The 16,011-nt window shown below is 62.5% G+C and carries 15 protein-coding genes; 8 read left to right on the top strand and 7 right to left on the bottom strand.

Features of this window, described 5'->3' with window-relative positions:
- Nucleotides 1-22: 22 nt before the first annotated feature.
- A complete protein-coding gene (locus OEG79_RS05635) occupies nt 23-274 on the bottom strand; it encodes a sel1 repeat family protein (protein WP_264147818.1) in 252 nt (83 codons plus the stop codon).
- A gap of 578 nt (nt 275-852) precedes the next feature.
- Between OEG79_RS05635 and OEG79_RS05630 the strand changes: the two genes are divergently transcribed.
- The 3 genes from OEG79_RS05630 to OEG79_RS05620 are packed head-to-tail and all read left to right on the top strand — an operon-like array spanning nt 853 to nt 3,954.
- Nucleotides 853-3,408, top strand: a complete 2,556-nt coding sequence (locus OEG79_RS05630; protein WP_264147817.1) for a YdbH domain-containing protein — start codon at nt 853-855, stop codon at nt 3,406-3,408.
- A 4-nt stretch (nt 3,409-3,412) separates the two neighbouring features.
- Nucleotides 3,413-3,604, top strand: a complete 192-nt coding sequence (locus tag OEG79_RS05625) for a YnbE family lipoprotein (protein ID WP_013716754.1) — start codon at nt 3,413-3,415, stop codon at nt 3,602-3,604.
- Nucleotides 3,605-3,615: 11 nt separating this feature from the next.
- Nucleotides 3,616-3,954, top strand: a complete 339-nt coding sequence (locus tag OEG79_RS05620) for a YdbL family protein (protein ID WP_264147816.1) — start codon at nt 3,616-3,618, stop codon at nt 3,952-3,954.
- A gap of 59 nt (nt 3,955-4,013) precedes the next feature.
- Here OEG79_RS05620 and grxD read toward each other — a convergent pair whose 3' ends face one another.
- The 3 genes from grxD to OEG79_RS05605 form a co-directional block, all read right to left on the bottom strand.
- Complete coding sequence (gene grxD, locus OEG79_RS05615) at nt 4,014-4,340, bottom strand: Grx4 family monothiol glutaredoxin (protein WP_264147815.1); 327 nt, start codon at nt 4,338-4,340, stop codon at nt 4,014-4,016.
- 324 nt (nt 4,341-4,664) lie between these two features.
- Nucleotides 4,665-6,773 (bottom strand): molybdopterin oxidoreductase family protein, encoded by a 2,109-nt coding sequence (locus OEG79_RS05610; protein ID WP_264147814.1) that lies wholly within the window; start codon nt 6,771-6,773, stop codon nt 4,665-4,667.
- A gap of 142 nt (nt 6,774-6,915) precedes the next feature.
- Complete coding sequence (locus OEG79_RS05605; RefSeq protein ID WP_264147813.1) at nt 6,916-7,347, bottom strand: hypothetical protein; 432 nt, start codon at nt 7,345-7,347, stop codon at nt 6,916-6,918.
- Nucleotides 7,348-7,685: 338 nt separating this feature from the next.
- On the opposite strand from OEG79_RS05605, the gene argF reads away from it, so the two are divergent.
- Together argF and OEG79_RS05595 are read left to right on the top strand one after the other, a co-directional pair.
- Entirely contained in the window at nt 7,686-8,606 is a 921-nt protein-coding gene (argF, locus tag OEG79_RS05600) for an ornithine carbamoyltransferase (protein WP_264147812.1), read from the top strand.
- On the top strand, nt 8,603-9,709 hold the full coding sequence (locus OEG79_RS05595) for an ABC transporter ATP-binding protein (protein ID WP_264147811.1): 1,107 nt from the start codon (nt 8,603-8,605) through the stop codon (nt 9,707-9,709). Before argF ends, OEG79_RS05595 begins: the two co-directional genes overlap by 4 nt.
- On the opposite strand, the gene OEG79_RS05590 is transcribed toward OEG79_RS05595, so the two are convergent.
- From OEG79_RS05590 to ybaK, 3 genes are all read right to left on the bottom strand, one after another.
- Nucleotides 9,710-10,516, bottom strand: a complete 807-nt coding sequence (locus tag OEG79_RS05590; protein WP_264147810.1) for a PhzF family phenazine biosynthesis protein — start codon at nt 10,514-10,516, stop codon at nt 9,710-9,712.
- Nucleotides 10,517-10,660: 144 nt separating this feature from the next.
- The gene (gene glpK / locus OEG79_RS05585) at nt 10,661-12,148 is read right to left on the bottom strand and encodes a glycerol kinase GlpK (protein WP_264147809.1); all 1,488 of its coding nucleotides are present in this window, start codon (nt 12,146-12,148) and stop codon (nt 10,661-10,663) included.
- 81 nt (nt 12,149-12,229) lie between these two features.
- Complete coding sequence (gene ybaK, locus OEG79_RS05580; protein WP_264147808.1) at nt 12,230-12,700, bottom strand: Cys-tRNA(Pro) deacylase; 471 nt, start codon at nt 12,698-12,700, stop codon at nt 12,230-12,232.
- Nucleotides 12,701-12,798: 98 nt separating this feature from the next.
- Here ybaK and OEG79_RS05575 point away from each other — a divergent pair, with 98 nt between their 5' ends.
- From OEG79_RS05575 to bfr, 3 genes are all read left to right on the top strand, one after another.
- A complete protein-coding gene (locus tag OEG79_RS05575; RefSeq protein ID WP_264147807.1) occupies nt 12,799-13,557 on the top strand; it encodes a DeoR/GlpR family DNA-binding transcription regulator in 759 nt (252 codons plus the stop codon).
- 155 nt (nt 13,558-13,712) lie between these two features.
- The gene (gene glpD, locus OEG79_RS05570) at nt 13,713-15,242 is read left to right on the top strand and encodes a glycerol-3-phosphate dehydrogenase (RefSeq protein ID WP_264147806.1); all 1,530 of its coding nucleotides are present in this window, start codon (nt 13,713-13,715) and stop codon (nt 15,240-15,242) included.
- 269 nt (nt 15,243-15,511) lie between these two features.
- Nucleotides 15,512-15,982 carry a bacterioferritin gene (gene bfr / locus OEG79_RS05565; protein WP_264147805.1) on the top strand — a complete coding sequence of 157 codons (471 nt, stop codon included), beginning with the start codon at nt 15,512-15,514 and terminating at the stop codon, nt 15,980-15,982.
- The last annotated feature ends 29 nt before the right edge of the window (nt 15,983-16,011 follow it).

Genomic DNA, 16,011 nt, shown 5'->3' with positions numbered 1-16,011 from the left:
CACAAGGGGCCAGCTCGACTACTCAGCGCGAAAGGCGCTCCAGCTCCAGCTGAGCACCGCGGTCGCCGGCACGCGCAGCCTGACGCAGCAGTTCATAACCGATACGGCGGTCGCGGGTATTGTCGCAGTCGCGGCAGAGCAACTGTCCCAGGCGACTTTGCGCCTGCACACATCCTCTGCGCGCAGGCTGCTTGAGCAGGTTGCCGGCGATGCGCTTGACGCTGGGCGTTTGTCCCAGACGCGGGCTGTCGAGCAACCATAGCGCAACGCGCATGGGCAGGCGGGCAGAACTGGAACGGGTTGCGGTGGATGCAGGAGGTAAAGCGCGAGGCATAAATAACGGGGGGTGGCTGCCGGGGCGCGCCACTGTACTCCTTTTTTCCCGAAGGTAAAGTCTTGCCTCGCAGCCCGATTTCCGCTTCAGAGAAGAGTTCCGCCACAATCCACAGAAGCTGTGGATAACTCCGTGAACAACTTGGGCGAAAGAGGTGCCAGGCCCGATATTCAGGGGCTCTCAGACAAACTGTCGATTTTTTCACCAATGAAAAAAATGCATATTTTTCATTGACTTAAAAATCATCCACGAAAAATCAAGCGTTTAGCGGCGTTTCTGACAGTGATGTGACAGCCTGCTTCAGCATTGTGCACAACTCGCTGCGACATATCCGCGCAGCGCTCTGTTTCGGGGCATCCAAACGGCCAATCGCCAATGGCGGCAATTGCCGCCCTCCGCATCTCGCAGAGGATAACGATGCAGGCCCGCCCCGCTGGCGCACACAACGCCACGCATCGACTTGGCACTCTGCGGTGCTTGGGGTACCGTCCCGCAACGGCATCCGGCAAGGAGAACCCATGAGCCGCCGGCGTTTCTGGCTGAGCCTCTGCGTAGCGATTCTGGCGGTGCTGGCGCTACTGGCCGGCTACGCCGGCTATCGCCTGCAGCGGGCGCTCGACGAGCAGCATGTCGAACTGGACTGGCAGGATATCAGCCTTACCTGGCGTGGCCTGCTGCTGCACGAAGCAAGCCTGGTGCAGCGTCACCAGGGTGAACTGCACGTCCAGGCCGGCCAGTTGCAGCTGCAATGGCTGGCCAGCGAAGCCCCCCACTACCGCCTGACTGCACAAGGCGTGCGGATGGACTGGCGGCCGGAAGATACAGAAGCGGAGAGCCCGGCCGACAGCGACCTGGGTGCCAGCCTGCAAACGGTGCTCAATGCCCTGCACTGGCTTCCGGGGCAAATCGAACTGCGCGATATCCGGGCGCAGCTGCCTTGCAGCAAAGGTCGTTGCACACTCGATGGCGAAGTCGAGCTGCTGCGGCTGGACGATGCCTTGCAACTAAATGTGCGACTGCTGCGTGAAAACCACAGCGCAGTTCTGCAGGCCCACTGGCAGGGCCTCGACGGCGCCCTGGACAGCCCGCGCGAGCTGCAGATGACCCTGCACCTCGACGAACAAAAGCAGATGGAGCTGCGCAGCGACCTGGCCGCTCAGGGCGATGCACTGCAATGGAACGGCAACCTTCTGATCGCAGCGCTACAGGAAATTACCTGGGTCGCCACCTGGCTGAGCGAATGGACGTCACTCGACACCGCCAACCTGCCCGCGACACCGCAGCAAGCCGGCGTCATCGCCCGCTGGCAACTGCAGGTGCCGCAAACCGCCCGCCAGCTCGGCGAACTGCTGGCTGCGCCGGGATGGCTGAGAGTCGACGCCCAGCTGCCGCAACCCTGGCCAATGCCAGGCCTCGGTCTGCTCAGCGGTGAGCTGCAGCTCGACCTGCTCAACACCAACGGTCTGTGGCAAGCGCGCAAGCTGCACGGCAACCTGCAACTCGATATCCAGGAGGCGCCCTGGCTGACCGCATTGCCAAGAGGTTTACAGCCAGGCCGTCTGCAGCTGCAACTGCAGCCGCTGGAACGCCATGCGGATAACGAACTGGCCCTGCAACTGAAGCTCACCGGAGAAGGGGCACTCGAAGTACAGGCAAACGCCGAGCTTGGCCTGCAACAAGCGCGAGACTGGGCACTGGAAGTGCGCCAGTTGCAGCTCGATGCCCGCAGCAGGCGCGTGGACCTGGACAACAATCGAGCCGATGATCTGCACCTCAATCTCGACCTGTCCGGCAATGCCACGGCGCAACGGCTGCAACTCGCGCTCGCCGCCAACTCCCGCCTGGAAATCCAGCGCCTGCGCGGTGCCGATCTGGATCTGCAGCAGGCGCGGCTGTCCCTCGCCGGCCTCGACCTGGCCGGAGCACCGCATGCGCCGACGCTGTCCGGTCCTCTGACGCTGCGCGTGCAGACCCTGAACCACCCGCAACTGCAGGCTCAGGGCTGGCAGTGGCAGGGTCGGATGGAGGCAGACAGCGCTAGCCAGAAGTTCGGTGGAACCCTACTGGCTGATTCGGGCCTGAGCCTGGCTCTTAGCCTGACCAACACCGCCGATGTGCTGGCACTGAACGCCACGCTCGATGAACTCTTCCTGCGCGCCGGCAATCCGCTGGCGCAAACCCTGGCCAGCTGGCCGCCGCTGTTGACGCTGGACAACGGCCGCCTTCAGGGCAATGCCAGATTCGAGCTGCCCGGCGACAAGCCCCTGCAACTGCGGGCGCAGCTCAGTGGCAAGGGACTGGCCGGCATCTACGACCGCAGCACGCTGAGCGGCGTGGATGGCGAGTTGCAGCTGCGACTGGCGGGCGACCGCCTGACGCTGCAGCTGCCGAACCTCAGCGCCAAACAGATCGACCCCGGTATCGAGCTCGGCCCGCTGCAACTACAGGCCAGCTACCAGGCCAGTCTGCAGCATCCGCTGGCCGGCAGCCTCAGCCATCAGCGCGCCGAACTGGGTATCCTCGGCGGCCGTCTGCATCTGGAGCCTGCGACCTGGACGCTGGATCGCCCCAGCCTGTTGCTGCCACTGAAACTCAGCGGCCTGGATCTGCAGGAACTGTTTCGCGTCTATCCGGCCGAAGGGCTGGAAGGCGACGGTCTGATCGACGGAACCCTGCCGCTGCGCCTGGGCGAGACGATCAGCGTCGAACAGGGGCTGATCGAAGCACGCGCCCCCGGCGGCCGCCTGCGCTTTCATTCGCCGCGCATCCGCGCCATGGGTCAGGCCAACCCGGCTATGAAGCTGGTCACCGATGCGCTGGAAGACTTCCACTACGATGTGCTCAGCAGTAGCCTCGACTACGATCCGTCCGGCACACTGCGCCTCGGTATGCGTTTACAGGGACAGAACCCGGCCATCGAACAGGGCCGCCCGATTCACTTCAACATCAACCTCGAAGAAGACATTCCGACCCTGCTGGCTAGCCTGCAGCTGACCGACAAGGTCAGTGACATCATCCAGCAACGGATTCAGCAACGGATGCGCCAGCGTGTCCCCCCGGAATCAAAGGAGTAGCGTCATGCGCACGTACCGCCTCCTCGCAGCCCTGAGCCTGGGACTGCTGTGCCAGGCCTGTACCCCGACGGTACAGCTGGCCATGCCCAACGAGCCGATCAACATCAACCTCAACGTCAAGGTCGAACACGAGATCTACATCAAGGTGGACAAGGCGCTGGACAATGTCTTCAACGAAGACAGCGGCCTGTTCTAAGGAGAAACATGATGACCCGATATATTTCGACCCTGCTCCTGGCGCTGACCCTGAGCCTGCCGGCCTACGCCCTGAACCTCAACCAGGCCATGAGTGCTCTGGGCAATGCCAAGGCCAGCGGCCAGCTGGGCGAGCAGCCCAACGGCTATCTCGGTGTGGTCAAGCCCGGCGGCCAGGCCGACGAGATCGCCCGCCTGATCAACGAGGCGCGTCGCGCCGAATACCAGAAGGTGGCCAAGGACAACGGCATCAGCCTGAGCGACGTGGAAGCCATCGCCGGCAAGAAGGCCATCGAGCGTACGCCCAAGGGCCAGTTCATCCAGCTGAATGGCCAGTGGCTGCAGAAGTAGAAAGCCTGCTGCAGAAACCAAAGAACCCGCCTAGGCGGGTTCTTTTTTGCGAGAAGCAATCAGGCGCTGGCTTTGCTCACGGCATCCTTGATCAGGGTCTGCAGTTCGCCCTTCTCGTACATCTCGGTGAGGATGTCACTGCCACCGACCAGCTCGCCAGCGACCCACAGCTGCGGGAAGGTCGGCCAGTTGGCGTACTTCGGCAGGTTGGCGCGGATTTCCGGGTTCTGCAGGATGTCGACGTAGGCAAACTTCTCGCCGCAGCCCATCACCACCTGGGCAGCACGGGCAGAGAAGCCACACTGCGGGGCGTTGGGCGAGCCTTTCATGTACAGCAGAACGGTGTTGTTGGCGATCTGCTCTTTGATGGTTTCGATGATATCCATGGGGCACCTCAGCATAGACTTCGCGACCCGACGGTCGCCACGGTGGCGCGATTGTAGCGAAAAGCCGAGCATAATGCTCGGCCTTGCCGTCATCCCTAGACCTGTTTACGACCTCGCGAGCTAGAGTCATGCAAGGCGCTACTTTAGTAACAGCCTCCGGCTGGTCAAAACAGGCGAGGAGCGGTCGGAGTCGCGCTCGACCTTACGAGTTGTAAATGAGCAGTACTTACTTCGTTCGCCCTTCGGGCCGCGCTAAAGCGCGTTAGCCGCAAGCGGCTTTCCGAGCCTGTTTTTAACGAAGCAGGGCCGACGCGCAGCAGGTCGTTACGCAGCCACCACCTCCACCGGCACGCCATTGAGCGCGGCATTGCCGGACAGCGCATCGAGGCGGCGCTCATCGGTCAGGTCATTGGCGCTGGCGCCGGGCTGAGCGCGGGCGATGTCCAGCTGCACGCCCGGACGCGCATGCCCCCAGCCGTGCGGCAGACTCACCACACCGGCCATCACCTCATCGCTGGCCGTCACCTCCACCTCGATGCTGCCGACGCGCGAACGCACCTGCACGCGCTGCCCGTCGGCCAGGCCACGGCTGGCCAGATCCGCCGGATTCATCAGCAACTGATGACGCGGTTTGCCCTTCACCAGACGGTGATAGTTGTGCATCCAGGAATTGTTGCTGCGCACATGACGGCGGCCGATCAGCAATAGCTCATGGGCCGCCGGCTGCTCCTGCCCGGCAAAGCGCAGCAGGTCCGCCAGCAACGGCTCGGGCGCCGCCTGCACTGCCTTGCCCTGGGTCTTCAGGCGCGCTGCCAGGTTCGGCTGCAGAGGCCCCAGATCAAGCCCATGGGGATGCTCGCGCAAGCTGGCCAGGCTGAGCTTGTGCGCGCTGCGGTCACCATAGGTGCCGAAGCGCAGGCCCATGTCGATCATCTGCTCGGGGGCCAGAGTCGGTTTCAGCTCGAGGTTGTTGCGCGCGGCGAAGGCCCTGGCCAGACCGACGAAGATTTCCCAGTCATGCAGCGCACCGTCCGGCTTGGCCAGCACAGCCTCGTTGAAACGGGTGACATTGCGCACCGCAAATACGTTGAAGGTGGTGTCGTAATGATCGTGCTCCAGCGGCGCGGTCGGCGGCAGGATCAGGTCGGCGTAACGGGTGGTCTCGTTGATGTAGAAATCCACCGAGAGCATGAACTCAAGGCCGTCCAGTGCCCGTTCCAGCTGGCGTCCGTTGGGCGTCGACAGCACCGGATTGCCGGCCACTGTCACCAGCGCGCGGACCTGCCCTTCGCCGGGGGTGAGCATCTCTTCGGCCAGCGCCGAGACCGGCAGTTCGCCACCGTATTCCGGCAGGCCGGACACCCGGCTCTGCCAGCGGTTGAAATGGCCACCGGAGGTGCTCGCCACCAGGTCCACCGCCGGCGAGGTGCAAAGCGCGCCGCCAACGCGATCCAGATTGCCGGTCACCAGATTGATCAGCTGCACCAGCCACTGACACAAGGTGCCGAAGGCCTGAGTGGATACCCCCATACGGCCATAGCAGACCGCCTTGTCGGCTGCGGCAAAATCACGCGCCAACTGGCGAATGGTGTCGGCCGGCACACCACAGCGCACGCTCATCGCCTCGGCATGAAATTCGGCGATCGCCACGCGCACCGGCTCCAGTCCCTCAACCGGCAGATGGCTGTCACGGGTCAGGCCCTCTTCGAACAGCGTATTCAGTAGCGCCAGCAGCAGTGCGGCATCCCCGCCCGGCCGTACGAACAGATGCTGGTCGGCAATGGCCGCGGTTTCGCTGCGCCGCGGGTCGACCACCACCAGCTTGCCCCCTCGGGCCTGGATCGCTTTCAGGCGTTTTTCCACGTCCGGCACAGTCATGATGCTGCCATTGGAGGCCAGCGGATTGCCGCCGAGGATCAGTATGAAATCGGTGTGATCGATATCGGGAATCGGGATCAGCAGGCCGTGGCCGTACATCAGATGGCTGGTCAGATGGTGCGGCAACTGGTCGACCGAAGTCGCGGAGAAGCGATTGCGGGTTTTCAGCTGGCCAAGAAAGTAGTTGCTGTGGGTCATCAGGCCATAGTTGTGCACGCTGGGGTTGCCCTGATAAATGGCCACCGCGTGCTGCCCGTGTTCGGCCTGGATCGCGCTCAGGCGCTCGGCCACCAGCACGAATGCCTCATCCCAGTCGATTGCCTGCCACTGCTCGCCAATGCGGCGCATGGGCTGGCGAATACGGTCCGGATCATTCTGGATATCCTGCAGCGCCACCGCCTTGGGGCAGATATGGCCACGGCTGAAACTGTCCAGGGGATCGCCCTTGATCGAGCGAATCTGCGTGCTGCCGTCAGCCTGGGTTTCGGTTTCGATGGCGAGGCCGCAGATGGCTTCGCACAGATGGCACGCACGGTAATGGAGGGACTTGGTCATGGCCTGGCCTCTTGTTCTGATCCGAGACGACCGGTCAGGTCGCAGGTCATGAACTATGAGCCGAGCCCGGAGACGACACCAGCAGCGTTCGTCTCATGAATCGGCAGGCATCATGCCAGCCGATTCACGCGCGACGATCCGATTAACGGATGGAGGTCACGGTACCCTTCTTGCCTGTAACGTTGACGTTGACAGTCTTGTATACGAAGTAGTCCTGAACGTTCACTTCGTAACGCGGGGCGACAATTACATCAGCGTTCGAGGCTTTGACCGCCTTGTAGGCCGCTGCAGACTTGGCGGAAGCAACCGGGTCGAGACCCAGCGCGAAACCACCTTCGCCACCACCGTAGGTCACGCCATCGGCGAACTGAGTGTCACCACCCAGCTTGAACACACCGAACAGGATGTTCACCGAAGATTGACCAGAGATGGATTCGCCAACCTTGACGTCCGCTTTCAGGTTAGTGTCGACATTGCCACCCAGGGGCAGAGTCGGCTGGCTAACGTTCTGGCTGGCGCAACCAGTCAGCAGGGCGAGAGCGGAGAAAGCGGCGGCGTAGGCTACGTGTTTCATGCAAAACTCCTTTGCACATATATTCCATGGATGACCCCATTGCGGGGGCAATACATTGCCTTGGGAAAGGCGGCGGCATCCTAGAGGCCCGGTCTAGAGCTTCGCAAGCCAGATTTTTGATTCTGTGACAGCTCGCACGTCGAATTGGCAAAAGGCTTACAAAACGGCATTCTGCGCGCCCGCGGGTGCCAACTTGCGCCACCTCGTCATTTCCTTATAGGATCGCGCCTTCCCCTATTTCGTCGCATTCTGCGGCCTCCCGCCGCAAGCTCTGCTGTTTTTGTCGGTTTTGTCGCCGGACACAGGCTTGCGAACTGTAGTGATAAAGGTAGTTAACGATGAGCGTCAGACACTTCCTCTCGATGATGGATTACACACCGGACGAACTGGTGGGGTTGATCCGCCGAGCCATCGAGCTGAAGGACCTGCGCAACCGCGGCGTGCTGTTCGAGCCGCTGAAGAATCGCGTGTTGGGCATGATCTTCGAGAAAGCCTCGACCCGCACCCGCCTGTCGTTCGAAGCCGGCATGATCCAGCTCGGCGGCCAGGCCATCTTCCTCTCGCCGCGCGACACCCAGCTGGGTCGTGGCGAGCCGATCGGCGACTCGGCCATCGTCATGTCGAGCATGCTCGACGCCGTGATGATCCGCACCTTCGCCCACAGCAACCTCACCGAATTCGCCGCCAAATCGAAAGTGCCGGTCATCAACGGCCTGTCCGATGACCTGCACCCCTGCCAGTTGCTGGCCGACATGCAGACCTTCCTCGAACACCGCGGCAGCATCGCCGGCAAGACGGTGGCCTGGATCGGCGACGGCAACAACATGTGCAACTCCTATATCGAAGCGGCGATCCAGTTCGACTTCCAGCTCAAGGTTGCCTGCCCGGAAGGTTACGAGCCGAACGCAGATTTCCTCGCCCTGGCCGGCAACCGCGTGCAGGTACTGCGCGACCCGCGCGAAGCCGTGGCCGGCGCGCATCTGGTGAGCACCGACGTGTGGGCCTCGATGGGCCAGGAAGACGAGGCCAAGCAGCGCATGGCGCTGTTCCGTCCTTATCAGGTCACCCCCGCCCTGCTCGATAACGCGGCACCGGACGTGCTGTTCATGCACTGCCTGCCGGCGCATCGCGGTGAGGAAATCAGCGTCGACATGCTCGACGACCCGCGCTCGGTTGCCTGGGATCAGGCCGAGAACCGCCTGCACGCACAGAAGGCGCTGCTCGAACTGTTGGTCGAGCCGGCGTACCACCACGCATGAGCCAGCCCCTGCTGCAGCTCCGCGGGCTGAACTGCGGCTACCACAACCACAAGGTGGTGCAGGATCTCGACCTGCACCTCAACGCCGGCGATATCGGCTGCCTGTTAGGCCCTTCCGGCTGCGGCAAGACCACCACGCTGCGTGCCATCGCCGGTTTCGAGCCGGTGCTCGAAGGTGAGATCGAACTCGATGGCGAGATCATCTCCCGCGCCGGCTTCACCCTGGCACCAGAGAAACGCCACATCGGCATGGTGTTCCAGGATTACGCCCTGTTCCCTCACCTCAGCGTGGCGGATAACGTCGCCTTCGGCATTCGCAAACAGGCCAACGCCGAGCGCGTGACCCGGGAACTGCTGGAGCTGGTCAAGCTCGGCAACCTGGCCAGGCGCTACCCGCACGAGCTTTCCGGCGGCCAGCAACAGCGTGTCGCCCTGGCCCGCGCCCTGGCGCCGGAACCGAAGCTGCTGCTGCTCGACGAACCCTTCTCCAACCTCGACGGCGAACTGCGCCGGCGCCTGAGCCACGAGGTGCGCGACATCCTCAAGACCCGCGGCACCAGCGCCATCCTGGTTACCCACGATCAGGAAGAGGCCTTCGCCGTCAGTGATCATGTCGGCGTGTTCAAGGATGGCCGCCTGGAGCAATGGGACACGCCCTTCAACCTCTATCACGAGCCACTGACCCCCTTCGTCGCCAGCTTCATTGGTCAGGGCTATTTCATTCGCGGCCAGTTGCTCAGCCCGGATACGGTACAGACCGAACTCGGCGTGATCCGCGGCAACCGCGCCTACACCTGGGCACAAGGCAGCGCGGTGGATGTCCTGCTGCGCCCGGATGACATCGTTGCCGATGAAGGCAGCGATCTGAAAGCACGCATCGTCGGCAAGACCTTCCTTGGCGCCGCCACCCTGTACCGCCTGCAACTGCCCACCGGCAGCCAGCTGGAATCGATCTTCCCCAGTCATGCCGACCACCAGCCAGGCGACGAAGTGGGCATCCGCATTGCCGCAGATCACCTGGTGGCCTTCCCTGCGCTGGGCAGTGTCGCCGCTCAGTTGCAACTGAGCGATTCCGGCGGCGTGCGCCGGATCAGCAGCAACTGATCAGAGCATCAGCTGGCCACTGGCGATATGCCGTGCGTGGCCCGCGATCTTCACCCGCTCGCCATCAAGGCGACAGAACAACTCACCGCCCCGCGCCGAGCACTGAAAAGCGCTGAGTTCGATTCGTTCCAGGCGCTCGGCCCAGTACGGCACCAGCATGCAATGAGTCGAGCCGGTTACCGGGTCCTCATCGATACCAATGGCAGGCGCGAAATAACGCGAGACGAAGTCATGTCGCTCACCCTTCCCGGTGATCAGCACGCCCAGGCCCGGCAGTGCGGCCAGCGCCGGCAGATCGGGAGCGAAGCTGCGCACCTGCGCCTCGGATGCCAGTACCACCATCAACTCCTGCACACTGCCATCGGCGTTGAGCAATGCCAGTACCTGCTGCGCAGGCTGGCCCAGCGCGCATTCGACATCTGCATGCAATGACGCGGCCACCGGCTCCACCGGACGCACCGGGAAATCCAGCTCCAGCCGCCCGCCCTGGCGAGTCACCCGCAATGCCCCTGACCGGCAGGTGAACTGCAGCACGTCGCCCGCTTCGTGGTAGAGGTCAAACAGTACCTTGGCGCTGGCCAGAGTCGCATGGCCACACAGCGGCACTTCGCTGGTCGGGGTGAACCAGCGGATATGCCAGGCATCCCCTTCCGTTACCACGAAGGCCGTCTCGGCCAGATTGTGCTCGGCGGCGATGCGCTGCATCAGCGCCGCATCCAGCCAGGCATCCAGGCGATAGACCATGGCGGGATTGCCCGCGAAAGGCTGGTCGGTAAAGGCGTCAACTTGGTGAAAAGCGAGTGGCATGATGGGTTCCTGGCCAGACAAGAAACGCCAGCATGCCTGCGCCAGGTAACCGGCAACAGATACAGTTGCTGCTTTCCAGATTCCCTGAGGCGCCTCGCGGCTGAAGCGGAATGCCGCCCAGCCGCTCCTACGGCCAGGGGTGCATCAGGGCTCGCTGCGCACCCGCTTCACCGCGTCCAGCCAACCGGCGTAGAGACGCTCGCGATGCGCGTCGTTCATCCGCGGCTCGAAACGCTGCTGGCGATGCCAGTGGCTGGCGATGGCATCGAGGTCGCGATACAAGCCGAGTTTCAGGCCTGCCAGATAGGCCACGCCGAGCGCTGTGGTCTCGGTGACCTCGGGCCGCTCGACACTTACGCCGAGAATGTCGGCGAGAAACTGCATGACCCAGTTGTTCTCCACCATGCCGCCGTCCACCCGCAACGCGCTGGGCGCCGCAGCGCCGTCCTGACGCATCGCCTCGAGCAGATCACGGGTCTGGTAGCACACAGACTGCAACCCGGCGGTGACGATCTCCTTGATCCCGGTATCGCGGGTCAGGCCGAAGATGGCGCCACGCGCCTTCGGGTCCCAGTAAGGTGCGCCCAGCCCGGTGAAGGCCGGCACCAGGTAGACGCCGCAGGCTTCCCCGGTGGCCTCGGCCAGCGCCTCGCTCTCGCGCGCATGGCTGATCAGCTTGATGCCGTCGCGCAGCCACTGCACCGCGGCGCCGGCAACGAAGATGCTGCCTTCCACGGCATAGGTCACCTTGCCGTCGAGGCGATAGCCGACGGTGGTGAGCAGGCGATTCTTCGAGGTAACCGGTTGCTCACCCGTGTTCTGGATCATGAAGCAGCCGGTGCCATAGGTGCTCTTGACCATGCCCGGCTGGAAACAGGCCTGGCCGATCAGGGCCGCCTGCTGGTCGCCGGCCATGCCCAGCACCGGAATGCTGGTGCCGAGCAGCTCGGGTTCGGTATGACCGAACTCGGCAGCGCAATCGAGCACCTCTGGCAGCAGGCTGGCAGGAATGCCGAACAGCTCGAGCAGCTCTTCGTCCCACTGCTGGGTGTGAATGTTGAACATCAGCGTACGCGACGCATTGCTGGCATCGGTGCGGTGCACCTTGCCACCGGTCAGGCGCCACAGCAGGAAGCTGTCGACCGTACCGAAACGCAGCTCACCGCGCTCCGCACGCTCCTGCGCGCCAGGCACGTTGTGCAGGATCCAGCGCAGCTTGGTGGCGGAGAAATACGGATCGATCAGCAGGCCGGTTCTGGCCGCGACCATCGTTTCGTGACCTTGCTCCTTGAGCCCGGCGCAATAATCGGCGGTGCGGCGATCCTGCCAGACGATGGCCGGGTGAATGGGCGTGCCGGTTGCGGCATCCCAGACCAGCGTGGTTTCGCGCTGGTTGGTGATACCGATGGCGGCGATCTCATCGGCTGACAGGCCACTGTTGGCGATGGCCTCCCCACAGACCTTGAGCGTGGACGACCAGATCTCCTCGCCGTCATGTTCGACCCAGCCATCCTGCGGGAAGTACTGCCTGAATTCTTGCTGAGCACGCGCGACCGGCAAACCCTGGGCACTGAAGATGATGGCGCGGGAACTGGTAGTGCCCTGATCGATGGCCAGCAGGTATTGAGACATGCAAGATTCCTTGTTGTTATTGCAGCGTTCGCTGCTGTTGACCGCAAAATCACCCACTTTGTTTGCAACCTATCGCGCGTTTCAGGCCTTGCCGATAGCAGCGAAAACACCCCTGGTATGCTCGGCCAGGGTCTCGGCCGAAAGCTCCAGCTCCAGCCCACGCCGGCCGCCACTGACATGAATGGTGGGATGCAGGCACGCCGAGTCGTCGATAAAGGTGCGCAAGCGCTTCTTCTGCCCCAGCGGGCTGATGCCGCCGACCAGATAGCCGGTGGCCCGCTGCGCTGCCGCCGGGTCGGCCATATCAGCCTTCTTCGCTCCGGCTGCCGCCGCCAGCGCCTTGAGATCGAGGCTGCCGGCTACCGGCACGACGGCCACCAGCAGTTCACCCCTCTCGGTGGCTGCGAGCAGCGTCTTGAACACGCGCTCAGGCGCCAGACCGAGCTTTTCCACCGCCTCCAACCCGTAGGACGGCGCCTTGGGGTCATGCTGGTAACTGTGCACACGGTGTTCGGCCTTGGCCTTCTTCAGCAGATCGATTGCAGGAGTCATGTTCGAATGTGAAAACGCTGTGAAAGATACCCTACATTAACAGGCCGAAATCCTCCGCATCTACAGCCTATAATGGGTAACCCTCACAGGAAGCGCTCATGAATCTCGCTCCCCGCCAGCACGACATCCTCAATCTCGCCCGCGAACGCGGCTATGTCAGCATCGACGAACTGGCCCAGGCGTTCGCCGTCACCCCGCAGACCATACGCCGCGACATCAACCAGCTGGCCGAGCACGGCCTGTTGCGCCGCACCCACGGCGGCGCTGCCTGTGAATCATCGAGCATTCAAAACACGGCCTACGGCATGCGCGCCGGGCAGATGCGTGAGGAGAAGCAGCGCATCGCCGAAGCCGTGGCGGCACAAATCCCTGATCACGCCTCGTTGTTCATCAACATCGGCACCACCACCGAGGCCATCGCCCGCGAACTGCAGAATCACAAGGGCCTGAAGATCATCACCAACAACCTGCACGTCGCTGCTCAGCTCAGCGCCAAGGCCGACTTCGAGGTGCTGGTGGCCGGCGGTACGGTACGCAGCGATGGCGGCATCGTCGGCCAGGCGGCGGTGGATTTCATCCAGCAGTTCAAGGTTGATTACGCCATCGTCGGCATCAGCGGCATCGATGACGACGGCAGCCTGCTCGACTTCGATTACCAGGAAGTGCGTGTATCCCAGGCGATCATCGACAATGCCAGGCAGGTTTTCCTCGCCGTGGACTCCAGCAAGTTCGGGCGCAACGCGGTGGTGCGTCTGGGGCCGATTTCCCTGGTCGACCGGGTCTTCACCGATAGCGCGCCGTCAGCTGCCATCACGCGCCTGATGCACAGCCACAAGGTTCAGCTCGACCTGGTCTGATCCGTTCGGGCCGATATCCGTCCTGTCCCTCATCCCCAGACGCCTGCCACTCGGCGCGCAATCGCGCACGGGGCTAGCGTAGTCGCGCATCATCGTCTAGCATATTTTCGAAAGTGAACATCGACACATTCGAATCCAATAGCCGAGCGTGCCAAATGACCCACGATCCATCTACCAGCCCCGTTGCGGAAGTCTACGATCTTGCTGTTGTTGGCGGCGGCATCAATGGTGTGGGCATTGCGGCCGATGCCGCCGGGCGGGGGCTGTCGGTGTTCCTTTGCGAAAAGGATGACCTCGCCAGCCACACCTCCTCGGCCAGCAGCAAACTGATCCACGGGGGCCTGCGCTATCTGGAACACCATGAGTTCCGCCTGGTGCGTGAGGCCCTGGCCGAGCGCGAAGTGCTGCTGGCCAAGGCGCCGCATATCGTCAAGCCGATGCGCTTCGTCCTGCCGCACCGCCCGCACCTGCGTCCGGCCTGGATGATCCGCGCCGGCCTGTTCCTCTACGATCATCTGGGTAAACGTGAACGCCTGCCTGCCTCGCGCGGCCTGCGCTTTGGTACTGACAGCCCGCTGAAAGCGGAAATCAGCCGCGGTTTCGAATACTCCGACTGCTGGGTGGACGATGCCCGCCTGGTGGTGCTCAACGCCATGGCTGCCCGGGAAAAGGGCGCGCACATTCATCCGCGTACTCGTTGCGTCAGCGCTCGGCGCAGCAAGGGGTTGTGGCATATCCATCTGGAACGCAGCGACGGCAGCCTGCTGTCCATTCGCGCCCGCGCGCTGGTCAATGCCGCCGGCCCATGGGTCGCGCGTTTCATCCGTGAAGACCTCAGGCAGGAATCGCCCTACGGCATCCGTCTGATCCAGGGTAGCCACATCGTCGTACCGCGCCTGTACGACGGCGAGCAGGCTTATATCCTGCAGAACGAAGACCGTCGCATCGTCTTCGCCATTCCTTATCTGGAACATTTCACCCTGATCGGCACCACCGACCGCGAATACCAGGGCGACCCGGCTCAGGTCACGATCACCGCCGAGGAAACCGACTATCTGCTCAAGGTGGTCAATGACCATTTCAAACAGCAACTCAGCCGCGACGATGTGCTGCACAGCTTCGCAGGCGTACGGCCGCTGTGCGACGACGAATCCGATGAGCCGTCGGCCATTACCCGTGACTACACCCTGTCGCTCTCCGGCGCACCGGGCGAAGCGCCTCTGCTGTCGGTATTCGGCGGCAAGTTGACCACCTACCGCAAGCTGGCCGAGTCGGCCATGCACCAACTGGCGCCCTACTTCAGCAAGCTCGGGCCGAGCTGGACGGCCAGCGCGCCGCTACCCGGCGGAGAAGACCTGCAAAGCCAGAACGCATTGGTCGAAGCACTCTGCAAACGCCACGACTGGCTGCCCACCAACCTGGCCAGACGCTGGGCTACCACTTACGGCTGTCGCACCTGGCGCCTGCTCGACGGCTCGCACAACCTGGCCGATCTCGGCGAACATCTCGGTGCCGGGCTCTACACCCTCGAGGTGGATTATCTGTGCCGCGAGGAATGGGCGCGCAGCAGCACTGACATTCTCTGGCGGCGCAACAAGCTTGGCCTGTTCATGACAGCGTCGGAGCAGGCCCGGGTGCAGGACTACCTGAACAGCCGCAATCCGCACTCGTCGCACGCTGCCTGATTCTGCATGCATCCATGCCCCGCTCTGCGGGGCTTTTTCATGGGTGTGGAAAAATAAATAAATGCCAGTATTCGTCCGATCGCCTCATCACCAAACTACCGACAACTTTTTTATTGCGCCAATTCAATAACTTGGCGCCATGATGCGGAATGAAAACATTCTTATTCGGTTTTATTTTTACTTATCTTTCAAACACTTAGGTTTGACATAACAGGGAACGAGACCGAGAATTCAAGGTCGTTACGGTCATTGAAGAAGCAGGAGCGATCATGAAAGGCGACAAGAAGGTCATTCAACACCTGAACAAGATTCTTGGTAACGAGCTGGTCGCCATCAACCAGTACTTCCTGCATGCGCGCATGTATGAAGACTGGGGCCTGAAAAAACTCGGCGAGCACGAGTATCACGAGTCCATTGACGAGATGAAGCACGCTGACAAGCTGATCAAGCGCATTCTCTTCCTCGAGGGCATCCCCAATCTGCAAGACCTGGGCAAGATCCTGATCGGTGAAAACACCAAGGAAATGCTTGAGTGCGACCTGAGGATCGAGCACAAGGCTCATGGCGATCTCAAAGCCGCCATCGCCTATTGCGAGAGCATCGGTGATTACGCCAGTCGCGAACTGCTCGAAGAGATCCTCTGCTCCGAGGAAGATCACATCGACTGGCTGGAAACCCAGCTCGGCCTGATCGAAGCCGTCGGCCTGCAGAACTACCTGCAATCGCAGATGGACGAATAAGTCCGAACCCAAAAAAACGGGAGCCCAGG

This window comes from Pseudomonas sp. Z8(2022), assembly GCF_025837155.1.
Classification (GTDB): domain Bacteria; phylum Pseudomonadota; class Gammaproteobacteria; order Pseudomonadales; family Pseudomonadaceae; genus Aquipseudomonas.
This window is presented reverse-complemented; position numbering and strand designations above follow the sequence as displayed.